Source organism: Maridesulfovibrio pacificus (SeqCode) (assembly GCF_048612815.1).
GTDB classification, from domain to species: Bacteria; Desulfobacterota; Desulfovibrionia; order Desulfovibrionales; family Desulfovibrionaceae; genus Maridesulfovibrio; species Maridesulfovibrio pacificus.
In genome coordinates, this window is the sequence record NZ_JBLZNE010000001.1 from 1,330,424 (window position 1) to 1,356,272 (window position 25,849).

Sequence of the window (25,849 nt, forward strand, 5' to 3'; positions counted from 1 at the left end):
AGAAAAAGCCCCTCGCAACATCGTTGCAAGGGGCTTTGTAAATTCAAGCTGGCGGAGAGGAGAGGATTTGAACCTCCGATAGCGTTAACTATACACGCTTTCCAGGCGTGCTCCTTAAGCCGGACTCGGACACCTCTCCGCTTGGGTGAAAAAGGGTTTAGCTAAATCAGACCTGCTTGGCAAGCACTTTTTTAAACTTTTCCCAATTATTCTAACTTAAATTAAAAATGAACCTATTTAGGCAGCTTCAGACTTCCGATAAACTCATCAAGAGACTCGGCTTTTACCCTTTCCAGAACTTTGGGCAGCTCTTCAGCAATCTTGAAGGCAGTATCCGGGCTGAGGAAGTTTCCGGTACCGATCTGTACAGCCTTGGCACCAACAAGCAGGAATTCCGCAGCATCTTCAGCGGTGGTAATGCCGCCAAGCCCCATTACCGGAATTTTTACCGCATTTACAGTCTGATAAACGCATCTAAGCGCAACAGGCTTAACTGCCGGACCGGACAAACCGCCGATTACGTTGGCAAGACGCGGAGTTCTGTGCTCAATATCAACGGCCATACCGGACAAGGTATTGATCAATGAAAGAGCATCCGCTCCACCATCTTCAGCTGCTTTTGCGCAGACGGTGATATCGGTAACATTGGGAGAAAGCTTGATGATAACCGGTTTGTTACCGGCGTTCTTCTTTACAGCCTCTGCAACCTTGGTGATCTGCTTGGGGTCCTGACCGAAGGCAATACCACCTTCTTTAACGTTAGGACAGGAAACATTGACCTCAAGGGCTGCAACGCCCTCTTCTCCGGCAAGAACGCCAGCCAGCTCACCGAACTCTTCAGCATCAGTCGCGTAAAGGTTTGCCAGAACGGGCAGGGTCTTCCAAGGAAGCTTGGGCAGCTTTTTATTGATGAATTCCTCTACACCGGGGTTCTGAATGCCGATGGCATTAAGCATACCGCAGGGAGTTTCCGCAATACGGGGCATTGGGTTCCCTTCCCTAGGCTTGAGAGAAAGTCCTTTAACCACGATGCCGCCAAGAGATTCCAGATCGCCGTAACGCTGAAACTCGAGGCCGAAACCGAAAGTACCGGAAGCGGTGAGGATGGGGTTTTTGAGCTTCAGTCCGGCAAAATCTATTGATACATCCATTTCCTAATCCTCCAGACTGAGATTATTGGCTTTGAAAACAGGACCGGTGGTACAGACCTGTGTATGATGGTCATCGCCGTCCTTACAGACACAGCCAAGACAGGCACCAACGCCGCAAGCCATGCGGTTTTCGAGGGAAAGTTCCGCATCAGCGCCGTATTTGTTGGCAGCATTCCAGATGGTTTTCAGGAACGGATGAGGTCCACAGGCCACGATAAGGCCGTCTTTCTCTGCGTATTCCTTTACCAGTTCCTCCACCCTTGCAATAATAGTGGGGATGTCTGAGGGCTTGGTTTCACGAATATCTTCTACATCGACTTTGCCCGCCATACCTTTATAAGGGTAATTTTCCAGCGGCGGACGATGTGCGAAAAACAGTTTCAGATTTTCAGGCTGCGGATGGGTATCGACATATCCGCAAAAGGGGGCTAAACCCATCCCTCCGGCGAGCATGAGTACGGGACGGTTCTGCGGTTTGCTGAAGAAGTTGCCCAGCGGTCCCCAGATATTCACTTCATCGCCCTCTTTCAGCTCCAGCAGACGCGCAGTACCACGACCGACAACCTGAAAAAGAATAGTCAGACTGGTCTCATCTGCGTTACAAATGGAGAAAGGACGACCCCAAACGAGGTCCAAAGGCCATGAAACCGGCCTGATCATGACGAACTGTCCGGCCCGCCAACCCGGCTTCCAGTCCGGATATTCGAGTTTGAGTTCGACTATTTCCTCACCGGGTGAGGATAATCCGAGGGGCTTGTTGCTGATGACTTTAACAGCCCTGCAATTGTTTGCACTCATGATTTAATCCTGTAGATTTTTGCTGACCGCACATTGCGGCGTAAGCGTGATACATTATGAATGAACATAAACCAGAAATTCTTGCTCCGGCAGGCGATAAAACCTCTTTTCTTGCAGCCATAGCCGCAGGTGCGGACGCCGTATATGCCGGACTTAAACATTTTTCCGCTCGCATGGAAGCTTATAATTTCGCTACTAGTGAGCTTGCAGCCCTTGCCGAACTGGGCCGGGAAAACGGGGTTCGCACCCACATCCCCATGAATACCCTCATCAAACCTGATGATATCAACTCCGCAGCCCGCCTTGTAGAGCGCATCTCCCGTTCGGTCAAACCGGATGCCCTGATCATTCAGGATATCGCCATGGTCGAGATAGCCCGTCAGGCCGGTTTTGAAGGAGAACTGCATCTTTCCACCCTCGCCAACGTCAGCCACCCTGCGGCACTCAAGACCGCGGAGGAACTGGGCGTGGATCGCGTTGTTGTTCCCCGTGAGCTGAACCTTGATGAAATCAGGATGATGGCCGAAGCCTGCCCTGATTCCATGACCCTTGAGATGTTCGTCCACGGAGCACTCTGCTATTCCGTTTCCGGCCGCTGCTACTGGAGCTCCTTTTTCGGTGGCAAGAGCAGCCTGCGCGGACGTTGCGTACAGCCCTGCCGCAGACTTTACGGCGGAGCAAAACGTAAGGATCAGCCCAAGCGCCTTTTCTCCTGTCTCGATCTCAGCCTCGATGTGCTGACCAAGCCGACACTAGCAATTCCCAAGGTAAGCTCATGGAAAATCGAAGGCCGCAAAAAAGGGCCCCACTACGTCTACTACACAGTAGCTGCTTACAAAATGCTGCGCGACAATCCCAATGACGCAAAGGTCAAAAAGGATGCCGTGGAGCTTCTCGAACTCGCACTGGGCAGACCGTCTTCACATTCCGTGTTCCTGCCGCAGCGCCCGTTCACCCCGCTTGATCCGTCCAACGAAACCGGTTCCGGTTTCCTCATCGGCATCACCAAGCAGGAGAAAGACGGCAAGCCCTACTTTAACTGTAGACAGGAACTCCTTGCCGGAGACTTCCTGCGCATCGGTTATCAGGACCAGCCCGGACACCAGACCATGAAGATCCGCAAGTTCATCCCCAAAAGGGGTAAGATCTCCATTCCGGTCAAAGGAAAGACGCGCCTTAAATCCGGCACCCGTGTTTTCCTTATTGACCGCCGCGAAGAAGGTCTGACTAAGGCTCTCAAAAGACTCGATTCAAAACTTTCAAAGATCAAAGTTGCGGACAACGTAGCCAGCGACATGATTATTGATCTGCCGCAGCCTTGTCCGCTTCCGGAACGTACTGCGCGCCATACTTTGCAGCGCAATCCGCCCAAGGGAAAAACCAAATTCGGTACCGATGTATGGCTTTCCATGAACGCCCTTAAACGCACCCCGCGTCCGGCAGTTTCCAAAATCTGGTGGCATCTGCCCCCGGTGGTCTGGCCTGACGAAGAAAAGGAAGTCCAGAAGCTCATCGACATCTGCCTCAGCGGCGGCGGACGCGATTTCGTGCTTAACGCGCCGTGGCAGAAGGCATTCTTCCCGAAAGATGCAAAAGTCCGCTTTCATGCCGGCCCCTTCTGCAACGTATCCAACCCGGTGACTATTGAGATGCTGGCCGACATGGGCTTTTCATCCGCATATGTCAGCCCGGAACTGGCCCGCGATGACTTCCTCGCCCTGCCGCAGAACAGCCCGCTTCCCCTTGGCTTTGTCCTTTCCGGCATGTGGCCGCTCGGACTTTCAAGGATCATGGCTGACGAGACCGAACTTATGAGTCCCATTTACAGCCAGAAAAAAGAAATCTGCTGGGCCCGCAAATACGGACAGACCTATTGGATCTATCCCGGCTGGCCGCTCGATTTCGGCGCAGAACGCAAGGTGCTGGAAAACTCCGGCTATACCATGTTCCTTAACATTGAGGAGCCATGGCCTCGCGCTGTGCCTGAACCGCACCGCACAAGTAATTTCAACTGGGATTTAAGTTTATTGTAAAAATCCCAAAACTTTTACTAGACTTCATTACGGGCTTCGCACATCAGTGCGGGGCCCTTTTTTATTTGCAGTCTTCGATCATCTTACGAAGATAATCAGCAGCTCTGCGCCCTTTGAGCGCAGGCCCCCAGAGTTCGGTGACCATCTTCTGATGCAGCTCAAGCGCTTCGGGTGCTGAAGTTAACATCCCCACCCCCAGACGGACATTGGGGAAATGACACAATTTGTAAGGACTCAGACATAAAGTTGAGCGTTCGGACTGACGGAAAATCTGAAAATGTGTGCTGGGGACAGAATCAATAAGTAAACCGATCTGTACGCCGATAGGCTGCTCTTCAAGCAGACTGATCACATTTTCCACTTCACGCCGCGCTACTTCACGCCGTTTCTGCAATTCCTCTTCAGGAAGATCAAATGTTCCGACAAACCCACTACGCAAAAACTGCTCAAGATTGGTTGCTGAGGCGAGGTTAACCATACTCGGCCTGCGCTGATAGTACCCTTTTTTGCGTTCCCGCAGCACGGATAAAATTTCAGAAACACGGCCCAAGATATCAGGATCATCCTGCAACTCTTTAGGCAAACCTTCTTTAATGGAAATCTCGAGATATTCGTCAAATTCATCTGTAGTCAGCAGATAAGAAACCAGCCCGAACATAACTGCAAGCTGTTCCGACTCAGCTTCGTTCTGACGCATTCGCTCGAAAAAACTTATCGCCGAAGAAATATACTCTACTCCGACCCCCATCAATGAGGTAAGTGAAACTCCAAACAAGTCGGCTATGGATTCTAACGTTTCCAGCTTAGGCGGATCGCCTTTTTCATACCTGTACAGAGCAGCCCGGGAAATACCGATCTTAGCGGCAATTTCCTCAGTGCTGTATTTACTGCCCAGCCTGAACGCTTTCAAACGCTGGCCTATCTCCTTGGGACTAAGTTCATTCATTCGCCCGTCTCCATGAAAGCTAAAATTCAACTGTCCATCCTATTTAATATGTATAAATTCCTTAACTGACAGTCTCTTTTACCATTATAGTTATCAATTATGACTCAAAATCTCATTTTTGTGAATATTTTTTTGAATTGTTTCAAAAATGAGATTTATCTTGACAAAAATCTATTTTTTGATTGAAATCCACCAAATCAAATCATAACTGCAAGCTAAAAAGAATTTCCTTTTAATTCATTTTGCTGGCTGTTAAATTTGCAAGCAAACCCGATTGCCAGTCGGGAACACGCCGGAATCTTTGATTTCGGTTCGACTTGATCTTGTGATTCTGCCTGCCAGTTTCACGCTCACACTTTCAGGAGGCTTCCAGAATGAAATTTTTCGGACGAATTGTTACAGTAGCTCTTGCTTTGTGCATGGTTATGGGCGGGGTTATTTCCGCTAATGCCGCTAAATACGAAGCACGCATCGGTCACCTTGAATCCCCCCTGCAGCCCCGCCATCAGGGTCTGGAAAAAGTCGCCAAGCTCGTTAAAGAGCGCACCAACGGCGAAGTTGAATTCAAAATTTTCCCTTCTTCTCAGCTTGGCAACCAGCGCCAAATGAACGAAGGCGTACAGTTCGGAACCATTGAAGGTACTGTTTCCGCTGCAGCTTTCCTCGGCGGATTCAACCCTGTAGTTTCCATCATGGACATTCCTTTCCTGCTTCCTGTTGACCGCGCAAAAGCACAGGAACTGCGTCAGGGTAAATTTGGTAAAGCACTGCTCAAATCCTTTGAATCCAGAGGCTTCAAAGCAATCGCAACATGGCCCAACGGTCGTAAGAACTTCACCTCCAACAAGCCTATCACCACTATCGCAGACTACAAAGGCCAGTCCTTCCGCGTAATGGATTCCAAAATCCTCATCGAACAGTTCGCAGCTATCGGCGCATCTGCAATCGCTCTGCCTTTCGGTGAACTCTACACTGCTCTCCAGAACGGTGTTGTAGACGGCGAAGAAAACCCCCTCGACACCATCCAGCGCATGAAGTTCTACGAAGTACAGAAATACCTCGTAACTTCCGAGCACGGTGCAATGGAAGACTACGTTCTCTTCAACCCCTCCTACTGGGAATCCCTTCCTGAAAATTACCAGAAGATCATCGTGGATGCTTTCATGGAAGTAATGCCCGGTGTTGAAGCCCACAAAGAACAGGCTCAGAAAGACGCTCTTGAAGTTATCAAGAAAGCAGGCGTGCAGGTTACTCCCCTGCAGGCTGCAGACCGCGCTGCCATGCGTGAACTCATGTACCCCAGAACCAAAGCTGCTTACCTTGCACGCGCAGGTGCTCAGGGTCAGGAGCTGATCAAGCTTTACGAAGAAGAATACGCACGTATTGTAAAATAGTAAGACGTTTATCTCGGCAGGAGAGGATGTCCTCTCCTGCCTTTTTTTAAATATATTCATAGATTAGAATTTGGTGAAAGAGAAACCTAAACAATGTTTTAGGTAGTTACACCAGGAGTTTTCAGGATGCGTGAGTTGCTTGGTTCCCTGCTGAACGGGATACGTTTAATCGAAAGAGTGCTGATCATTTCCATTAACCTGATCATGGTCGGCTTATATACTTTTAATGTTCTGGTAAGGGAGATAATGCCCCAATACGCCAGCACTTTCGCATGGATTGATGAAGCCACTCGCTTACTCATGGTCTGGGCGGTATTTCTCGCTCTCGGCCTCGCCCTTGAAAGAGGACGTCAGGTGGCTGTAACCACACTTTTCGAAAAAATGCCCGACCTGCCCCGCAAGGCGGTCAGCATCCTGATCAACCTGACCGGAACTGTCTTCAGCTGCTATCTGGTCTGGCTGGGTATCGCCCTTGTTAAATTCGTAATGCGCACCGGACAGCTCAGCCCCACATTGGGACTGCCCATGTACTGGCTCTACATTGCGCCTACTGTTGGATTCGGACTGCTGGCCCTGCGCTACCTGCTCGAACTCTTAAGTATTAACGACCGTCACACCCGGCCCATCACCACCCTGACCAAGTAATTAATATAAGGTAGCAGAAAATGACTCCTGTAATTATTATCATCGCTCTTTTGATGCTCGTCTGCGGTTTTGAAATGCTGCTGGTACTCGGCGTACCCGCATTCCTGACCAAGACCTTCATGTTTCCCCGTATTCCCGATCCGGTACTGATCCAGAAACTGGTCGGCGGAATCAACTTTTCCACTCTGCTGGCAATCCCTTTCTTCATCTTTGCCGCAGAACTCATGGCGTCAGGCCAGATTGCCAAACGCCTCACAGATCTTATTAAATTTTTTACCGGACACCGTCTCGGCGGTATCGGACACACCACAATTTTCGGTTCCATGGCTTTCGGTTCCGTATCCGGTTCAGCACCGGCAACCGTTGCTGCTATGGGTAAACTCATGTACCCGGAGCTGCGCAAAACCGGATTCAGCGAGAAATTCAGCCTCGGCCTGATTGTTTCCAGTGCTGAAACCGCCCTGCTCATTCCGCCCAGTATTACCCTTATTATTTACGGCTGGATGACCGGAACCTCCATCACAGGTCTGTTCATCGGCGGTCTTGGCGTAGGCTTGGCCCTCGGACTTGCCTTTGCAGGACTGGTTGTATTTGAATCCCTGCGCAAAGGTGTCGGCCGTGGCGAAAAAACCACTGAACCTTTCTTCTCTGTTTTCAGATCAGCTGCATGGGCACTGGGCCTGCCGATCATTATTCTCGGCGGTATCTACTCCGGACTGTTCACTCCCACAGAGGCTGCAGCTATATCAGTAGTCTACGCCATCCTTATTGAAGCATTCGTATACAAGAACCTGTCTTTCTCCCGGTTAATCAGCATCACCGAGAGAGCTGCTATCTCCACAACTATTATTTTTATCCTGCTGGCAATGGGAAGCGTGCTTTCCTACTTTGTAACGCTGGCTCAGGTTCCGGTACTGATCACCAATTTCCTTAATGACATTCAGGCCGGTCCGATCACCTTCCTGATGATCGTTAACGTGGCATTTTTCCTTGCAGGGATGTTCATCGATCCCAACTCAGCTTTGCTGATCCTTGTGCCGCCGCTTTATCCGGTAGCACTTTCCATGGGTGTTGACCCCATTCACTTCGGTCAGATCGTCTGCCTGAACATCTGCATCGGCATGATCACCCCCCCCTTTGGGCTGGATATCTTCGTGGCTTCCTCCACTTTGGAAAAGCCTGTTATGTCCATCATCAACGGGGTCTGGCCATTCCTGTTCATTAACATTCTGGTCCTTATTCTGGTAACCTACGTTCCCGGCGTGGCAACTTTCCTGCCCAGCCTTGTTGCCCCCTAAAAAGGTAATCTAAAATGATGAACGCAATGACCGGAAATATGAGCGGCACTGGTAACAGTAACAGCCCGCACCCGATTCCACAGAATCGGGCTTCCCTTGAGCATCTTACCGCAGAAGCGGAAAAGCTCTTCAGTGATCTGGAAGACCTGTCCCGTGATGTGGCTGGGGTCTCCCGTCCTTCATACGGAGAAGCGGAAACCCGTGCCTTTGAAATGATTGAAAAGTTCGCACACAAGGAAGGTTTAATCACCTACCGCGACAATGCCGCAAACCTTGTAGTTGAACTGGAAAAGATACCCGAAGACGAAGAATACATCCTTATAGGATCGCACCTTGATTCTGTGCCCCAAGGCGGAAACTATGACGGTGCTGCAGGAGTAATTGCCGGCCTGCTGTGCCTTGCAGAAATCAAGCGCAGCGGCAAGACTCCTGAAGTTCCGGTAAAAGTTATCGCCCTGCGCGGTGAAGAGAGCGCGTGGTTCGGAGCCTGTTATCTCGGTTCCAAAGCTTTGCTTGGTAAGCTGGAAGAATCCGAACAGGAACTGCTCCAGCGTGATGACAGTCGACCCTTGAAAGATCATATGATCGATTGCGGTGCTGATGTAGAACGAATTGCCAAAGGTGAAGTGCTCATCGACACTTCAAAGATTAAAGCTTTTTTTGAACTGCACATCGAGCAGGGTCCGGTCATGATCGCCCGTAACCTGCCTGTTGCTGCAGTAACCGGAATCCGTGGCAATATCCGTCACCGCAAGATTAAATGCATCGGTGAGGCAGGACATTCCGGGGCCGTTCCCCGCTGGTTGCGCAAGGATGCGGTATTTGCCACCGCTGAACTGATAACACGTATTGATGACCACTGGACTACCATCCTTCAGCATGGTGGCGATCTGGTGGCAACCTGTGGTATCCTCTGTACCGATCCGCAGCACCATGCCATGTCGCGCATTCCCGGTGAAGTGACCTTCAGTTTTGAAGCCCGCAGCCAGTATGAGCATACTCTTGCGGCTATTGAAGCCCTGCTCCACTCCGAATGCGCTACGATTACTTATGAGCGCAGGGTTAAGTTTGAATTCGACAAACCAGTTAAGACTCCGCCCGCTGTAATTAATCAGGAAATCGTGGATAGTATAAACAATGCTTGCATTGCGGAAGGCTTACCTGTAGAAGCTATTCCCAGTGGAGCTGGGCACGATGCCTCGCTCTTCGCCAACGCGGGTGTCCCCACAGGCATGATATTCGTGCGCAACCGCAACGGCTCACACAACCCGGAAGAGGAAATGGACATGGAAGACTTCATCCGGGGCCTTTCAGTACTGCACCGCACAATCACGGAGTTCAACTTATGAACAACGAAATAACCATCATACGCCCTGATGATTGGCATCTTCACCTGCGCGAAGGTGAAATGCTTGCGGCAGTGCTTCCTTCCAGTGCTAATATTTACGGTCGGGCCATTGTCATGCCCAATCTCACTGTTCCGGTGACTACCGCAAAGCAGGCCGAAGAATACCGTAAAAGCATCATTGCTGCCCGCCCTGAAGGTTCGAATTTCGAACCGCTCATGACCTGCTACCTTACGGATTCGACCTCTGCGGAAGACATTCACACAGCCTACGCTGTCAAAGCATTTCATGCAGTAAAACTTTTCCCGGCCGGTGCGACCACCAACTCCGACAACGGCGTTACAGACATCAAAAATGTCTATTCCGTGCTGGAAGCCATGCAGGAAATCGGAATGCCCCTTTCCGTACACGGCGAAGTCACCGACCAGGAAGTGGACGTATTCGACCGTGAAGCAGTATTTATCGAACGGGTGCTTGAACCGGTACGCAAAAATTTCCCTGAACTCAAAATAGTATTCGAACATCTGACCAGTAAGGCCGGAGTTGATTACGTGCTTGAGCAGGATGAAAACTTGGTCGCAACCATCACCCCGCATCATCTGCTGCTGACCCGCAATGATCTTTTCAAAGGCGGCATGAATCCTTACATGTACTGTCTGCCCGTAGCCAAGACCTTTGAAGACCGCGAGGCAGTGCGCAGAGCCGCCGTATCCGGTGATGAAAGATTTTTCCTCGGCACTGATTCAGCCCCCCATCCGGCCCGAGCTAAAGAAAAGGCCGGAGCAGCGGCGGGTATTTTCAATGCCCCCACATCAATTGGATATGTAACTCAAGTGTTTGACGAGCTGAACGCTCTGGACAAACTCGAAGGGTTTACTTCAATATACGGAGCCAGATTTTACGGATTTTCTCCTAATGGCAGCGCGATTACTTTGGCCAAACGAGAAAACCCCGTTGAAATGGACTGGCAAATCAAAGTCGGAGGAGATATCGTAAAGATATTCAAACCCGATACTCCCTTATTTTGGGATTTGGTTGATTGATACCAGCTGAACCGATATATTTCGGTTCAGCTTTTTTTTCGCTATAAAATAACACAAGGAGAAAAAATGGTTCCTACCAGCTTTCCTGACAAAGAAACCATCGCTGAAATCACAGCGAAAATGCTCATTGAAGTGGAAGCAGTTCACTTCCGGGCAGATGAACCCTTCAAGTTCACCTCCGGCTGGGCTAGCCCGGTTTACATTGACTGCCGCAAGCTCATTTCCTTCCCCCGCGTTCGTAACACCCTGATGGATTTCGGTGCTTCCGTAATCCTGCGCGAAGTTGGATTCGAATCCATCGACTGCGTTGCAGGTGGTGAAACCGCAGGTATTCCTTTCGCCGCATGGCTTTCCGACCGCCTCATGCTGCCCATGCAGTACGTACGCAAAAAACCCAAAGGATTCGGCCGTGACGCTCAGATCGAAGGTGATTTTGCAGAAGGTTCAAAAGTCCTGCTGGTTGAAGACCTGACTACCGATGGTCGCAGCAAGATCAACTTCGCACAGGCCCTGCGTAAAGCTGGTGCTGAAGTAACTCACACCTTCGTGCTCTTCCATTACGGCATCTTCCCCAAAGCAAAGGAAACCCTTGCTGAAGCAGGACTCGAAATGCTTTCTCTTGCAAACTGGTGGGATATCCTCAACGTTGCCAAGAAAGAAAAGTACTTCGACAACAAATCACTCGAAGAAGTAGAAAAATTCCTCAACAACCCCGTTGACTGGTCTGCCGCTCACGGTGGCATCTCTACCTACCCCGAGTAAGCTATTCTAATAAAAATGGGGGATATCGTTTGATATCCCCCATTTTTTAAAACCTATCCATTCCATCATAGTCGTCAGCAGAAGCAAGAGCCTTTGGTTCATCCAAATCGGTTACTTCGCGAGGCCCATCTGAATCAGACTTAAAATAGCCCATCATTCTACGCAGACTCTCTGCCTGTCCAGCCAGTTCCTGCGATGTTGCCGAGACCTCCTCTGCCGCAGAAGCAGAGGTCTGAGTTGCCACCTCTACCTGCGAGACCGCCACGCCAATCTGCTTAATCGTTTCATCCTGTTCCGCACAGGTGGCGTTAATTTCTTCAACCAGATCGGAAGTCCTTCCAATTTCCGGTACCAGCTCATTAAGCATCTGAATTGCCCTGTCTGCCACGTTGAGTGTGCTGGTAGAAAGCTCACTTATTTCACCGGCAGCGACTCCACTTCGCTCAGCCAGCTTTCGAACCTCTGCGGCGACAACAGCGAATCCCTTACCGTGCTCCCCGGCTCTGGCAGCTTCGATTGCAGCATTAAGTGCCAGCAAATTTGTCTGGCGTGCGATATCTTCAATGATGGTAATCCTCTCTGCGATATCTTTCATCGCCACGACAGCACCTGAGACGACCTTTCCGCTTTCATCTGCTTTTGCTGCTGCCTGAGATGCAATTCTGGATGTTGCCTGAGAGTTATGAACGTTTTTTTCTATGGATCTGGTGACCGAATGAATTGAAGCAGAAAGTTCCTCGACACTCGCTGCCTGCTCGGATGACCCCTGAGACATTGATTCAGCTGTTGCAGCCAGTTCTTCACTGCCAGCCGCAATATTCGATACAGCAGAATTGACTCCGCCAACAACATCACGAAGCTTATAAATCATATTGCCCATAGCATTAAGCATTACTCCGGTTTCATCACGGCTGGAAGATTGCACGTTCTGGTTAAGATCACCATCAGCCATCTTCATGACAGTACTCTCAGCGGTACGTAACGGGCGGGCAATAGAATTCGTAACCAACAAAGAAATCACAATACCGATGAATAGTGCAGCGCCCCCAATACTCATTGCCGTCTTTGAAAATACGCCCGCTTCAACTTCAAGAGCTACCGTGCGTTGCCCCATGCGCTCAGACGCCATTTCTCTAATCTTTATCAATTCAGGTTCAATGGCATGTACTGCGTCCCGCATTGCGTTGTTCTGTTCAGCGATACGGTCATTTTCATCAACAAGAGCCATAAAGGCAGCGCGATAGCTTTCGATCCCTTTTTCAATCTCAAGTCTATCTTTCTTCAGTATAGAAGAACTGACAAAAGCAAGCTTCAGATTTTCAAGGCTGGAGAGGGTTTTCTTCATATATTTTTCGCTTCCACGGAGCAGATAATCCTTTTCATGCCTGCGTACTGAGAGGATTAAAGATTGAACCTGCGGAACAAATACGGACAGCAAGGCTTTTTCCATATTCCCTGCTGAAGTGCGTGCCTGCAAATAGAGTGAAGCCTTAACATCTGCAGGCACTCCCTGCATAATACTTTTCATGGCTTGAGTGTATGCTTTCAGTTCATCAAGCTGTGCTTCCTTAGCATTCGCAGCGCATGCACTGTTATTCAATCCTTCTTTGTAGTCATTCACCGCTGCCAGAAAACGGGTACGGTATTTAGCAACTCCGGTTCTCATAAAATCTTTTTCGTACCTGCGCATCTGCAACCATTGCAAATATAAATCATCTACCGCAAATTCCGGCACACGGTTCATTATCATATGGGCAGCAGCTCTGAATTCCCCCTGTACACCCTCTTCAGAGGTTAGCCCTTTTGTCACATAACTTTGGACAACTTCCTTAAAAAGGTTCGAATATTGAAGTGCATAATTCTTAATTTCAGATGCAAGATTTGCAATCTCATCAACCCCGGTATTATGCCCAACTCTGGAAACACTATCCATTGCTGCAACTATCTCGTCTACACTCTTTTCAACTCGCGGTGGATATTTCATATCCTTACGCAACATAAAATCCTTTTCGGACCTGCGAGCTTCAAGCATGGCTATTTCTGCTTTTTGGACCTGCTGTGAAATATAAACCTCTTTGCTGAGAACATCAGTATAACCGTTTCCAGATCTAGTGAGGGCAAACTGGTACATGCCCAGTGCAGAGGCGCACAAACTGAGGACAATTATGATGTTGCCTAAAAACTTGGTCTTAATTTTAAAATTATCCAATAAACTCATATTTCCCCCATTCTAAAGGACTAATACGAAATTCGCTGTAACTGTATCAGTGCCGCCATTACACCCAATACAGCTTTGTAACGGTAATGTAACACAAGAGCTTATTTTTATACTAATCAAAAAAAATCCCCCTCATACTTATTCAGTATAAGGGGGATTAATATTTAATTACTGGAATCGGCTAGAAGGTCTGCTTAAACAAATCCTCACTGGAGCCTACTCCGCCGGAGTCTCCATCCTCACCTGAACCGGATGCGGTCCTTGTAGGCTGTGTTCCTTCTTTAAACGGCAGAAAGTAGGTTTCCTTGGAATTAGGTCCGGCAAGCAAGCCGGAAGCAGCATCAATCTTGGCCATGACCACACCATCGGGCTGAGGGAAGTCCTCATAAGGGTAATCGTTTTCCACTTGTTTACGGTAAGCAACCCAGAGCGGACTTGCGGCACGTGAACCGGTTTCCCACTTACCCATAGGTGTAAGCTGGTCAAAACCTACAAATACACCGGTTACGAGATAGGGAGAAAATCCCATGTACCATGCATCCTGCTCGTTGTTAGTGGTTCCGGTTTTACCGGCAACCGGACGGCGCAGAACTTTAGCCCTCCAGCCTGTTCCATGCTGGACAACCTCTTTCATCAGGTCACACATAATGTAGGCAGTCTGCGGGCTGATGGCATCGGTAAATTCCGGCTTGGAGTCGTAAAGGAGTTCGCCCCAGGCACTGTTAACCGAAAGAACCAGACGGGCTTTTACGCGTGAGCCACCCCTGGCGAAGGCTGAATAAGCTTCAACCATATTAAGCAGGGTGACGGAGCCGGAACCAAGTGCCACAGAAAGGTCTCTGGGGTAGTCTGCTTCAAGGCCAAGATCTTTGGCGCGCTGGATGATCTTATCGATGCTCATCTTACGGGCCAGCCTGATAGTCACAAGGTTTCTGGATTTAACCAGAGCTGTGCGCAGCAGGGTCGGTCCGTAGAAAACACCCTCAAAGTTCTGGGGTTTCCACAGCTTACCGGCTTCCATATCGGTGTACACAAAAGGTGCATCCATCATAATTGAGGCCGTGGTAAAACCATTATCCATAGCAGTGGAATAAACAATAGGCTTGAAAGCAGAACCGGGCTGACGTTTAGCCTGAGTGGCACGGTTGAACTGGCTGCCGTGAGCACCGCCAAAAGTATAACCACCGACCATAGCCAAAACATCACCTGTTTTGGGGTCCATGGAAACAAGCGCGCCCTGCACAACTGGCTTCTGCATCAGAGAAACCAACCAGCTTACATCGCCCAAGGTGTCTTTTTCAGGATCAACCTGATTAAAATTAACTTCGCTGCCGTCTTTGAAGAAAGCCTTATCGAGCCTTGCCCAGACAACATCACCTTTCTTGAGAATCTTGGTAGCGTCCTTCTGGGGACGGACATCTTCAGGAGCTTTCTTCACATCAGGAGTACGGCACCATTTCATGCTCGTAACCGGCATGGTTGCGGCATAAGTGCCGAACTTAACCAAAGCTTCTTTTTTGGAAACCTTGGTCACCAGAACCTTAACCCATTCTCCGGGGCGCAGTTCCGATTCGGGAATAATCTCAGAAGCAAGGAATCCGGCATATTCAGCCGGCTTAAGTTCCAACAAAGGCCCTCTCCAGCCACGGCGTCTGGTGGAGGCTTCAAGCCCCTGCTTAACGGCTACATCAGCTGCATCCTGATGCTTGATATCGCAGGAAGTGTAGACATTAAGCCCACCTTTGTAGACAGTCTCCTCACCATATTTATCAATCAGCCAGCGGCGAACCTCTTCAAGAAAATACGGTCCGTGCTTCCATGAAGGATCTTCCATGCTCTTGTAAACAAGCGGCTGTTCCACAGCCTTGTTGTACTCGTCGCGGGAAATCCAATTATGCTCATACATCTGTCCAAGTACGTAAAGCTGACGCGCCTTAGCCCGTTCAGGGTGACGCAGGGGATCATAGCGGCTGGGAGCCTGCGGCAATCCGGCCAGCAACGCACATTCAGCAACGGTAAGTTCATTTACATGCTTACCAAAATAGGTACGCGCTGCAGCTTCAACACCATAAGCACCTGCGCCGAGATAAATCTGGTTCAGATAAATGGTAAGGATTTCATCTTTCTCAAGATAATGCTCCAGACGGAAAGCAAGAATAGCTTCCTTAAGCTTACGCTTGTAGCTCTTCTCTGGAGTCAGCAGCAAACGTTTAATGATCTGCTGGGTGATGGTACTCCCGCCCTGAGTTTTTGCGCCGCTCTTCATGTTGGCAACAAAAGCACGGGAAATAGCGGTAAAATCAACACCGTCGTGCTGATAAAAAGAAGCGTCTTCCGCAGCCAGAAAAGCCTTGGGCAATAACGGAGTCATCTCATCCATGCGGACCAGAAAACGCTTTTCCTTATAAAAATATCCGAGAACCTTGTGGTTGCGGGAATAAACAGTTGTAACCAGAGGAGGATTATAATCGGTAATATTTTTAAATCCGGGCAGATCGCTGGCAGCCCAGAAATAAAGTCCGGCCATGGACCCTACGCCGAGGATTCCCATCGCCAACGTCACTATCAGTAGGATTTTATATACTTTTTTCATCTGTGATTCTCATCAGTCATCTGCATGTGGAGCAAAACCCCAAGCTATTCTCAGCCTGCTGTGCAATTCACGCACATCGGCCTGGGTAAGTCCAAGAGCTTTAAAAAGCCTGCCCGGAGTCTTATTTTCTTGCTGGGCAAGGCATTTTTCAACTTCAAGAAGTGTAATTCTGCCGTTTTCATCTGTCCAAAAAGGAAAAAGCCGGCAATACAAGGGCCGGACTTCTTTAGGGATAATACAGCCCTCGCTGCCAAGAAACAAACATTTTCCATTGGAATCAACTTCCAATCGATAATGCATTCCACCGGGAGGAAAAAGTTCTTTTACTTTTTTGCGTTGTCCCGGAAAAAGTCTAAATAAATTTTCAATAAAAACCGGGGTGTTCACTTGCAAAGCAAACCCACCGGAATCGGGAACGCATTCAATGATGCGTTCCCGTTCATATTCAGAGACAGGGAAACAAACTTCCTCTGCACCCGGAGTCAGTTCACAACATGTCGGCCCCTTGGCGGCACATCTCGCGCATACAAAAGGATCGCTCATGATAATCTAAGACTCCCGATTCTATTAACCTTCATTCTCAAGGCACATTTTTCCGTATCCCTTGCAAGGAGCAATGGGATAATCGCCATTGAAACAAGCAAGGCAGTAGGAGTCCTTGTCTTCCACTGAACTTAACAATCCGTCAATGGACAGATAGTGCAGGGAATCAAGGCCGAGGAAACGTGCGATTTCCTCTTCAGTGCTGTTAGCGGCAATGAGTTCTCCTTTGGAAGAGAAATCAATACCGTAGTAGCAAGGGAAACGAATCGGCGGGCAGCTGACCCGCATATGAATCTCACGGGCACCGAGTTCGCGCAGCTTCTTGATTCTGGTCCGGGTGGTAGTACCGCGGACAATGGAATCTTCCACGATCATAATTTTCTTGCCCTTGATCATGGATTTAACCGGGTTGAGTTTAACCCGAACGCTGAAATCACGCATATCCTGAGAAGGCTGAATAAAAGTACGGCCCACGTAATGGTTACGAATCATAGCCAGCTCAAGCGGCAGACCGGACTGCTGGGAAAAACCTACAGCAGCATAGTTACCGGAGTCAGGAAAAGGCATGACGAAATCAACATCAACCGGCTGTTCCTCAGCCAGAACCGCACCCATTTTCTTACGTCTTTCATAAACGACTTCACCGAAAACAGTAGAGTCAGGACGTGCAAAATAAATAAGCTCGAAAATACACTGACGTTTGGGAGCGCTTTCGCAATAGGTGTAGGAAGTCAGTTTTCCGCCTTCCACTACAACCATTTCACCGGCATTAAGAGGACGAATTTCCTCAGCATCAATCAAGTCAAATGCGCAGGTCTCGGAAGCAAAAACATAATTATCACCAACACGACCGATAGCCAGCGGACGGAACCCGTTAGGATCCTTAACCGCTATAAGCTTATCATTAGCCATGATCAGCAGGGAGAAAGCTCCTTTACACTTCCGGCAGGCCTTCATAACAGCATCTTCAATGGTATTGCCGTTAAGATTCTTAGCAATCAGGTGAACAAAGACCTCGGAATCCATGGTAGTCTGGAAAATAGATCCCTGTGCCTCAAGTTCCTGACGCAGCTCAAGGGTGTTTACGAGGTTTCCGTTATGGGCGATAGCCAGATGCAGATCACCAAACTTAACGAGAAAAGGCTGCGCGTTCCTGATCAGAGAAGCCCCGGTTGTGGAATAACGGATATGTCCGACACCAATGTCGCCTTTAAGTTCTTTGCCCAAATGACGCTCATTGAAAACATCTGCAACAAGGCCCATGCCCTTTTGCTCACGGATGCTAATACCGTCCCATGTAACGATCCCGGCAGATTCCTGTCCGCGATGCTGCATAGCGTAAAGGCCAAAGTATGTCATTCTTGCTGCTTCAGGATGTCCATAAATCCCGAACAGTCCGCAATATTCTTTTTTCATCTTTCCTGCTCTTGCAATGTAAGCTTTAAAATTACGGCTACGTTTTTTGCAAAACAATCCAATACAAATGGGAGTTCCGGGGCCGGTAAGCCTCACTGGAACCACCCTAAAAAGGAAAAGGACCGCGCGTTAAGCCCGGTCCGTTTTCCTGTTTATATACTTTTACATATCATGATAGTGCTGTAAGCACTGCACATCAAGCCCTTTACCGCGGTGTTCTTCAATTGCCAGGCTCATGGCATGAGCTCCCGCGACAGTGGTTGTATATGCCAGTCCGTGAAGCAACGTTGTCTGTCTGATCTCCTTGGAGTCAGAAACAGTCTGCTTACCGGACGGGGTGTTGATCAAAAGGTCGATGTCTCCGTTCTTGATATAGTCAACAACGTGAGGACGACCTTCGTTAACCTTAAGAATCTTCTTCGTAGCGATTCCGTTTTCAAACAGATAATCAGCAGTTCCGCCAGTAGCCAGAATCTTAAATCCAAGATTTTCAAAGTTTCTGGCTGTGGGCAGGATAGCCTCCTTATCTCTGTCTTTCACAGAAATAAAGACTGTTCCTTCCAACGGAAGTTTGATTCCCGCACCAAGCTGAGCTTTCATAAAAGCGAGGCCGGGAGTGTAATCCATGCCCATAACCTCACCTGTAGAACGCATTTCAGGTCCGAGCATTACGTCTACGTTGGGGAATCTGTTGAAGGGGAATACCGCCTCTTTGACGGAGTAGAACCCTTCTTTACGCTTAGACCAAGGATCGAGATCCTTGAGCTTTTCACCGAGCATTACTTTGGTCGCCATCTTTGCCAGCTGGATACCGGTAGCCTTACTTACGAAAGGCACGGTTCTGGATGCACGGGGGTTAACCTCGATGATGTAGATATCGCCGTCTTTGACTGCGAACTGAATATTCATGAGGCCAACAACTTCCAGCTCTTCAGCAAGTGCTACCGTCTGACGCTCAATTTCCTTGACGATTTCATCGCTAAGGGTATGCGGAGGCAGAACACAGGCAGAGTCACCGGAGTGAATCCCGGCTTCCTCGATGTGCTCCATAACCCCTGCAACATAGGTCTGTTCGCCGTCAGCGAGAGCATCTACATCGACTTCAACCGCATTCTCAAGGAACTTGTCAATGAGAATCGGATGTTCCGGTGAAAGAACCGCTGCTTCACGGAAGTAGGAATCGAATTCCTCGTCACTGTATACGATATCCATTCCACGTCCGCCGAGGACGTAGGAAGGACGAAGAACAAGAGGATAGTCAAGACGCTCAGCAATGGCTTTAGCGTCTTCGAGGGACATAGCGGTTCCGTTCGGCGGCTGCTTAAGATCAAGTTTCTTGAGCAGAGCCTGGAATCTTTCCCTGTCTTCAGCGCGGTCAATTGCATCCGGGGAAGTACCCAGGATATTAACACCGGCCTTAAGCAGCGGAATCGCAAGGTTCAGAGGAGTCTGACCACCAAACTGGACGATTACGCCTTCAGGTTTTTCAAACTCAATGATGTTGAGCACATCTTCATAAGTAAGCGGCTCAAAATAAAGTCTGTCAGAAGTATCGTAGTCAGTGGATACGGTCTCAGGGTTGGAGTTGACCATAATCGACTTCACGCCCATGTCTTCCAGCGCGAAAGCGGAGTGACAGCAGCAATAGTCAAACTCAATTCCCTGCCCGATCCTGTTTGGTCCACCGCCGAGAATCATAACCTTGCGTTCAGGCATGGATTCAGCTTCCTGACCGGACTCATAAGTGGAGTAGAAATAAGGGGTGTAAGCCTCAAATTCCGCTGCACAGGTATCAACCAGATAATATGTGGGAACCAGACCGAGTTTTTTCCTGAAATTACGGACGTTCTCTTCAGTCTCTCTCCACATGGTTGCCAGCTGCGGATCGGAGTACCCGTATTCCTTGGCTTGCTTGAACATGACCGGAACCCGCTTGTCACCGGAATAAAGTCCGGTTTCAAGGGAGAACTGACGGAGTTCTTTTTCAAAGGTCACCAGATCTTCGAACTGGTGCAGATACCAGGGATCAATCTTGGTGATATCGAAAATTTCCTCAAGGGTCATACCGGCGAGAAAAGCTTCACGCAGGTAAAACATACGCTTGGAGTTGGGCTTGCGGATAAGACCAATCAATTTATCACGGTCTATATCGCTGGGTTCAAAGACCTTACCGAAACCGGGCATACCGACTTCAAGAGAGCGCAAACCTTTCTGCAGGCATTCCTTAAAAGTTCTGCCGATCGCCATGGTCTCACCGACACTCTTCATGGCGGTGGTCAGGTAATCTTCGGAACCGGGGAATTTCTCGAAAGTAAATCTGGGAATCTTAATTACGCAATAGTCAATGGTCGGCTCAAAAGAGGCCATTGTCTCGCGGGTAATATCGTTGGGAATTTCATCAAGGGTGTAACCCACTGCAAGCTTCGCTGCGATCTTGGCAATGGGGAATCCGGTTGCTTTGGAAGCAAGTGCGGAAGAACGGGATACACGCGGGTTCATCTCGATGATAGCCAGCTCGCCGTTCTCCGGGTTGATTGCAAACTGTACGTTTGAACCACCGGTTTCAACACCGATTTCGCGCATAATGGCGAGAGAAGCATCTCTCAGCATCTGGTATTCAACATCAGTCAGAGTCTGTGCAGGAGCAACGGTGATGGAGTCACCGGTATGCACGCCCATGGGATCAATGTTTTCAATGGAACAGATGATTACGCAGTTATCCTTGCGGTCACGCATGACCTCCAGCTCATATTCCTTCCAGCCGAGGATGGATTCCTCAAGCATTACCTCGTTCTGGAGGCTGGCAGAAATACCCTGCATCGCGATATCTTCAAGATCTTCCATGTTGTAAGCAACACCGCCACCGGTACCACCAAGGGTAAAGGCAGGACGGATGATGATGGGAAAACTGATCTCCTTACCGCAGCGGCGGACATCGTCAAGGTTGCGGGCAATACGGCTGGTAGGAACCTTGAGGCCGATTTTTTCCATGGCTGCACGGAAAAGCTCGCGACTCTCGGCTTTTTCAATTACATCAACAGATGCACCGATCAATTCCACACCGAATTTTTCGAGCACTCCCATTTCTGCAACGGCAAGTGCGGTATTCAGTGCGGTCTGTCCACCAAGGGTAGGCAGCAATGCATCCGGTCGTTCTTTTTCTATGATTTTGGCAATGGTGCCGGGTTCGATGGGTTCAATATAGGTTCGATCCGCTAAGACGGGATCGGTCATGATGGTTGCGGGGTTAGAGTTAACGAGAATAACTTCGTACCCCTCTTCTTTAAGGGCTTTGAGAGCCTGAGTACCGGAATAGTCAAACTCGCAGGCCTGACCAATGACGATCGGCCCGGAGCCGATGAGCATAATTTTCTTGATATCAGTGCGTTTAGGCATGAACTCCATCCAATAATGGTTTTGAAATATTGGCGTTAGGACTTGTGGTGAGACAGAAAGACATAAATCATAACTCGCAGATGGGCAAGCATAGAGTTGCCTACCTTATTTGTATGTTAATTCCATCACACCATTGACAAAGTTCACAACTGACTTTAAATTTCAATTGCAATGAACGTAATGGCAAAAACAGCAGATACAAGACCGCTATCCAGCTACAAAAGCGGAATGTCGGTCAGAGTAACCGGGTTTGATGCAGGAAAGTGCTGCCGCGGCAGACTTCTTTCCATGGGCATAATACCCGGAACAATAGTTGACATCGTTAGCAATAATGGTCGCATGAGTATACGAGTGCGCAACTCCCAGTATGCCATTGGTTGCGAAATGGCCAAAAAGATCATGGCAATCCCCGTCTGTGACTGCAATAAGTGCAGTGCGTTTTAATATACACGCAACAACAATTTTCTCCAAATCAAGAGTATTACTTCATGGGTTCAGACGCAAAATGGCAATCCCTTGAAATTCTTGCCACCGATGGGTCATGGTGGTCACTGACTATTCTGGAAATGAAAAAAGTGCATGACCGGATCAAGGCTACATACGGAGTCTGGGGCAGCACCGAAGACTCCATCGAGACCATGATTTCGCTCAAGAATTACAAAGACTTCGTTGAACGCACCGAAGGCCGGGTTGTCGACCTTGTCATTAATGGTGTGGATATTCCTTACGACCTGCCTAAAAAGACAAAAGCTTAATTCCTATCTGCTCGTTTCATTTGCCTTCCCGCGGCTCTTCTGGCATTTTTCAGCCATGAGCAATATAAAATCTACCGAAGAAAGAATAGAACGTCTTGAGACAGCCCTTGCACTCCAAGATCAAACAGTTGAAGAGCTGAACAAGTTCATCATCGCCCAACAAAAACAGATATCTGAGCTTGAAAAAAAGCTGCAGTTCATGGTCAGTCAGATGAAAGACCTGAAAAATGCTGTTGCCCATGCTTCACCGCAAGATGACGTTCCCCCGCCCCACTACGGCCAGCTTTAAATTTCCAAGTATCAGCACAATCCACATAACTGTCAGCCTTGGACTCCAATATGAAAAAAATTGACGTTCTCATTAATGCTTACGGCAAACCTTTTCAAACGGCCCTTTCCCTGCTTTCACTAATGAAACACAGCGGACAATGGATTGACCGCATATGGTTTGTGCAGGATCGTCCGAAGGAAACAGAAGCTTTAGGCAGGCAGTTAATTCTGGATCTGCTGGATAACATAACCCTTTACAAACCTTCAGGCTGGCGCTGGATAAATCACATTGAAGAAGATCTGCTTACCGACGACGACTACCGTCACTCAGTCCGCTATCAATACGGATGGGAGCACACAGATAAAGATTATGTGCTGACCGTCCACAACGATGTATACTTCACTGCTGATCCGGTAAATCTCCTTATGGAATCGATCGGGGACAATATTGCAGCAGGGGAAATCGGTTTATGCTGCCAATGCCCGGCATTTCACCATAAATTATGTTCTCCGGAAACATATCAGAATTACCGCCCGACCCTGAAAGAATTCATAACCATAGCCAGTGACCCCAAAGGTTATATTCCAACAGATGTATCAAATTACATGGTATGTCCGTCGCTGCGCAAAAAGCCTTGGCCGCTGCCCTCATGCCGCGTCAACGAATGGTGCGCATTAATCAACATGAAGCAAGCCCGGCCTGCGACTGTCCCCTTCGGTCCGGCGAGACCTTTCGGGGCACACGTATTTGAAGGCGTTAAGCGCGAATTAAAAGAAGGTGAAGAATGGCGGGAATTCCAGAATAATCTGGGAATCGTGTATGACACGGCAATGGCATGGTTCAGAGATGTCCATCATCAAGGACACACATGCGCCCATCAGGATTTATCAAAAGTTGCAAAACATTGGAGCGGACACCAAGCTCTTTTCGATACAAATCTTTATGCGGAGAACGAAAATCGCGCCAAGAAAATTCTAGAACAAGAATTCAAGCTTAAATTTTCAAATTGATCCACCCAACTCAGGACCCAAAAAAGCCCCGCACTCATAAGAGTACGGGGCTTTTTTTGATAGTCTATTTGCTGGCTTAAGAAACCTTGCAACCATTCGCAACAGGTGCGGAAACACTTAGCAGCTGCATCCCTTCACCGTTACGAACAGCGAGGATCATGCCCTGAGACACTTCACCGCGAAGCTTGCGGGGCTGGAGGTTAACAACAACGACAACCTGACGACCTTCCAGTTCTTCGGGCTTGAAGAACTCAGCAAGCCCGGCCACAACCTGACGCGGCTCATCATCGCCGGTATCGATCTTAACCAGCAGCAGCTTGTCTGCATCGGGATGCTTGGTTACGGAAAGTACAGTTCCAACACGCATATCCACTTTCTGGAAATCGGGGAACTCAATTACTCCGGGAATTTCTTCCTTAACCTGTTTGGACTGCTTCTTGGCTTTCTTTGCTTCTTTTTTCTTAGGAGCAGGCTCTTCCTTGGGCAGTTCCACTCTCGGGAAGAGATTGGATTTCTTGGCAACTTCGGAGCCCGGATCAAGAAGACCCCAAACATCGATTTCGCCCTGCAGGTTTACCTTTTCAGGAGCAAACTTGATACCCAGCTGTTCAAGCATCATCTCACTGGCTTCAGGCATGACAGGCCAGAGGTGAACTGCAATCTTACGCATGTTCTCAAGCAGAACATACATCACAGTTCCGAGGCGGGACATATTTTCTTCTTTATAAAGAGTCCACGGCTGGGTGGTATCAATATATTTGTTCAAGCCACGAACAAGCTCCCAAAGACCTTCGAGGCCACGGGAAAATTTGGCGTCCATGAAATTATTCTGAAATTCGGCCATAGCTTTGCGGCCAAGACTCTTAATTTCGCAATCTTCATCCGCCTCATCACCCTGAGCAGGAACCTTACCCTCAAAATACTTATGGGTCATAGACAGGGTACGGCTGAAGAGGTTGCCGAGGTCGTTGGCAAGATCAGCATTGAGACGACCGACAAGAGCCTCCTCAGAAAAGCTGGAATCATTGCCGAAAACCATTTCACGCAGCAGAAAATAACGAAAAGCATTAACACCATACTTCTCTGCCATTTCCAGCGGAGAAACAACGTTGCCCAATGACTTGGACATCTTGGTGTCTTTGATCAGCCAATAACCATGCACATTGAGGTGCTGGTAAGGCTCAATTTCAGCGGCCTTGAGCATTGTAGGCCAGAAGATTGCGTGAGGCTTGAGAATATCCTTGGCAACAAGGTGGTTGGCTTTAGGCCAGAATTTCTCGTACTTTTCTCCGTCAGGATATTCAAGCGCAGTAATGTAGTTGATAAGAGCATCAAACCACACATAAGTCACAAATTTATCGTCAAACGGCAGCTCGATGCCCCACTCCAAACGACTTTTGGGGCGGGAAATACACAGATCTTCCAATTCGCCGGACTTGAGAAGGCTCAGCACTTCATTGCGATACCTTTCCGGACGGATAAATTCGGGATTGTCATTGATGTGACCAATGAGCCAGTCCTGATACTTGGACATCTTGAAGAAGTAGTTCTTCTCAGCAATATATTCGGGAACTGTTTCGTGCTGAGGACATTTTCCGTCAACCAGTTCCTTCTCGGTATAGAAACGTTCACATCCAAAGCAGTAATGACCGCCGTATTCACCGAAATAAATATCACCTTTATCATAAACTTTCTGCAGAACTTCCTGAACGCACTTGATGTGCCTTTCCTGAGTAGTCCTGATGAAGTCGTCGTTTTCAATCTGCAGACCGGGCCACAGGCCACTGAACAGAGAGCTTATTTCATCGACGTATTCACGGGGGGTCTGGCCACCTTTTTCCGCGGCCTGAACAATCTTGTCACCGTGCTCGTCTGTTCCGGTGAGAAAGAAAGTTTCATCTCCCAGCAGCTTGTGAAACCTATTCATGGAATCAGCAAGGATTGTTGTGTAGGCATGGCCGAGATGCGGCTTTGCATTAACATAATAGATGGGAGTTGTAATAAAAAACGAATCCAAAATCAGTCACTCCTGTTAAGGTGATAACAATCGGATTTAATAAAGGTTATATAAAACGGCCATAGCCGCATGCAAAATCCGAAATGAATACAGCGTAAAAAATCTCAACAGCCGGGTGAGAACATTAACATTTTCAACCGGCCGCAAGATCGCTTACTGCTCACGGGCAGAACGCATATAGCGAAGAACCCGAATATAAGCAAATATTTCTATT

General features: G+C 48.6%; 20 protein-coding genes and 1 tRNA gene. 11 read left to right on the forward strand and 10 right to left on the reverse strand.

Annotated features, from left to right (window positions below; translation table 11 throughout):
- Positions 1 to 49: 49 nt before the first annotated feature.
- The 3 genes from ACNI23_RS06255 to ACNI23_RS06265 form a co-directional block, all read right to left on the reverse strand.
- A tRNA-Ser gene (locus tag ACNI23_RS06255) sits at positions 50 to 139 on the reverse strand.
- Between the two features lie 94 nt (positions 140 to 233).
- On the reverse strand, positions 234 to 1,151 hold the full coding sequence (locus ACNI23_RS06260) for a dihydroorotate dehydrogenase (RefSeq protein WP_420247346.1): 918 nt from the start codon (positions 1,149 to 1,151) through the stop codon (positions 234 to 236).
- Between the two features lie 3 nt (positions 1,152 to 1,154).
- Positions 1,155 to 1,949 (reverse strand): iron-sulfur cluster-binding protein, encoded by a 795-nt coding sequence (locus ACNI23_RS06265; protein WP_420247347.1) that lies wholly within the window; start codon positions 1,947 to 1,949, stop codon positions 1,155 to 1,157.
- Positions 1,950 to 2,005: 56 nt separating this feature from the next.
- Between ACNI23_RS06265 and ACNI23_RS06270 the strand changes: the two genes are divergently transcribed.
- Positions 2,006 to 3,982 carry a peptidase U32 family protein gene (locus ACNI23_RS06270; protein WP_420247348.1) on the forward strand — a complete coding sequence of 659 codons (1,977 nt, stop codon included), beginning with the start codon at positions 2,006 to 2,008 and terminating at the stop codon, positions 3,980 to 3,982.
- A 61-nt stretch (positions 3,983 to 4,043) separates the two neighbouring features.
- Here ACNI23_RS06270 and ACNI23_RS06275 read toward each other — a convergent pair whose 3' ends face one another.
- Positions 4,044 to 4,928 carry a helix-turn-helix domain-containing protein gene (locus tag ACNI23_RS06275; protein WP_420247349.1) on the reverse strand — a complete coding sequence of 295 codons (885 nt, stop codon included), beginning with the start codon at positions 4,926 to 4,928 and terminating at the stop codon, positions 4,044 to 4,046.
- 374 nt (positions 4,929 to 5,302) lie between these two features.
- Here ACNI23_RS06275 and ACNI23_RS06280 point away from each other — a divergent pair, with 374 nt between their 5' ends.
- The 6 genes from ACNI23_RS06280 (at position 5,303) to ACNI23_RS06305 (ending at position 11,416) form a co-directional block, all read left to right on the forward strand.
- Positions 5,303 to 6,322 (forward strand): TRAP transporter substrate-binding protein, encoded by a 1,020-nt coding sequence (locus tag ACNI23_RS06280; RefSeq protein WP_420247350.1) that lies wholly within the window; start codon positions 5,303 to 5,305, stop codon positions 6,320 to 6,322.
- Positions 6,323 to 6,448: 126 nt separating this feature from the next.
- On the forward strand, positions 6,449 to 6,967 hold the full coding sequence (locus ACNI23_RS06285) for a TRAP transporter small permease (RefSeq protein ID WP_420247351.1): 519 nt from the start codon (positions 6,449 to 6,451) through the stop codon (positions 6,965 to 6,967).
- Between the two features lie 20 nt (positions 6,968 to 6,987).
- Positions 6,988 to 8,265 (forward strand): TRAP transporter large permease, encoded by a 1,278-nt coding sequence (locus ACNI23_RS06290; RefSeq protein WP_420247352.1) that lies wholly within the window; start codon positions 6,988 to 6,990, stop codon positions 8,263 to 8,265.
- A 14-nt stretch (positions 8,266 to 8,279) separates the two neighbouring features.
- Entirely contained in the window at positions 8,280 to 9,614 is a 1,335-nt protein-coding gene (locus tag ACNI23_RS06295; protein WP_420247353.1) for a Zn-dependent hydrolase, read from the forward strand.
- On the forward strand, positions 9,611 to 10,654 hold the full coding sequence (gene pyrC / locus ACNI23_RS06300) for a dihydroorotase (RefSeq protein ID WP_420247354.1): 1,044 nt from the start codon (positions 9,611 to 9,613) through the stop codon (positions 10,652 to 10,654). Before ACNI23_RS06295 ends, pyrC begins: the two co-directional genes overlap by 4 nt.
- Before the next feature lie 66 nt (positions 10,655 to 10,720).
- Entirely contained in the window at positions 10,721 to 11,416 is a 696-nt protein-coding gene (locus ACNI23_RS06305; protein WP_015852040.1) for an orotate phosphoribosyltransferase, read from the forward strand.
- Positions 11,417 to 11,462: 46 nt separating this feature from the next.
- Here the strand turns inward: ACNI23_RS06305 and ACNI23_RS06310 are convergent, their stop codons facing one another.
- From ACNI23_RS06310 to carB, 5 genes are all read right to left on the reverse strand, one after another.
- Positions 11,463 to 13,634: a methyl-accepting chemotaxis protein gene (locus tag ACNI23_RS06310; protein WP_420247355.1), complete on the reverse strand. Its 2,172-nt coding sequence runs from the start codon at positions 13,632 to 13,634 to the stop codon at positions 11,463 to 11,465.
- A gap of 181 nt (positions 13,635 to 13,815) precedes the next feature.
- The gene (locus ACNI23_RS06315; RefSeq protein WP_420247356.1) at positions 13,816 to 16,227 is read right to left on the reverse strand and encodes a penicillin-binding protein 1A; all 2,412 of its coding nucleotides are present in this window, start codon (positions 16,225 to 16,227) and stop codon (positions 13,816 to 13,818) included.
- A gap of 12 nt (positions 16,228 to 16,239) precedes the next feature.
- Complete coding sequence (locus tag ACNI23_RS06320; RefSeq protein ID WP_420247357.1) at positions 16,240 to 16,770, reverse strand: YkgJ family cysteine cluster protein; 531 nt, start codon at positions 16,768 to 16,770, stop codon at positions 16,240 to 16,242.
- A gap of 24 nt (positions 16,771 to 16,794) precedes the next feature.
- Complete coding sequence (gene purF / locus ACNI23_RS06325) at positions 16,795 to 18,186, reverse strand: amidophosphoribosyltransferase (protein WP_420247358.1); 1,392 nt, start codon at positions 18,184 to 18,186, stop codon at positions 16,795 to 16,797.
- Positions 18,187 to 18,348: 162 nt separating this feature from the next.
- Entirely contained in the window at positions 18,349 to 21,582 is a 3,234-nt protein-coding gene (gene carB, locus ACNI23_RS06330) for a carbamoyl-phosphate synthase large subunit (protein WP_420247359.1), read from the reverse strand.
- 180 nt (positions 21,583 to 21,762) lie between these two features.
- Between carB and ACNI23_RS06335 the strand changes: the two genes are divergently transcribed.
- Genes ACNI23_RS06335 through ACNI23_RS06350 form a run of 4 tightly spaced genes read left to right on the forward strand, consistent with a single transcriptional unit; the run spans position 21,763 to position 23,618 of the window.
- The gene (locus tag ACNI23_RS06335; RefSeq protein ID WP_420247360.1) at positions 21,763 to 22,026 is read left to right on the forward strand and encodes a FeoA family protein; all 264 of its coding nucleotides are present in this window, start codon (positions 21,763 to 21,765) and stop codon (positions 22,024 to 22,026) included.
- 44 nt (positions 22,027 to 22,070) lie between these two features.
- Positions 22,071 to 22,337, forward strand: a complete 267-nt coding sequence (locus ACNI23_RS06340; RefSeq protein ID WP_420247361.1) for a hypothetical protein — start codon at positions 22,071 to 22,073, stop codon at positions 22,335 to 22,337.
- A gap of 55 nt (positions 22,338 to 22,392) precedes the next feature.
- Positions 22,393 to 22,626: a SlyX family protein gene (locus ACNI23_RS06345; RefSeq protein WP_420247362.1), complete on the forward strand. Its 234-nt coding sequence runs from the start codon at positions 22,393 to 22,395 to the stop codon at positions 22,624 to 22,626.
- Between the two features lie 50 nt (positions 22,627 to 22,676).
- Positions 22,677 to 23,618 (forward strand): hypothetical protein, encoded by a 942-nt coding sequence (locus ACNI23_RS06350; protein ID WP_420247363.1) that lies wholly within the window; start codon positions 22,677 to 22,679, stop codon positions 23,616 to 23,618.
- Positions 23,619 to 23,694: 76 nt separating this feature from the next.
- Here ACNI23_RS06350 and metG read toward each other — a convergent pair whose 3' ends face one another.
- The gene (gene metG / locus ACNI23_RS06355) at positions 23,695 to 25,635 is read right to left on the reverse strand and encodes a methionine--tRNA ligase (RefSeq protein WP_420247364.1); all 1,941 of its coding nucleotides are present in this window, start codon (positions 25,633 to 25,635) and stop codon (positions 23,695 to 23,697) included.
- Between the last annotated feature and the right edge of the window lie 214 nt (positions 25,636 to 25,849).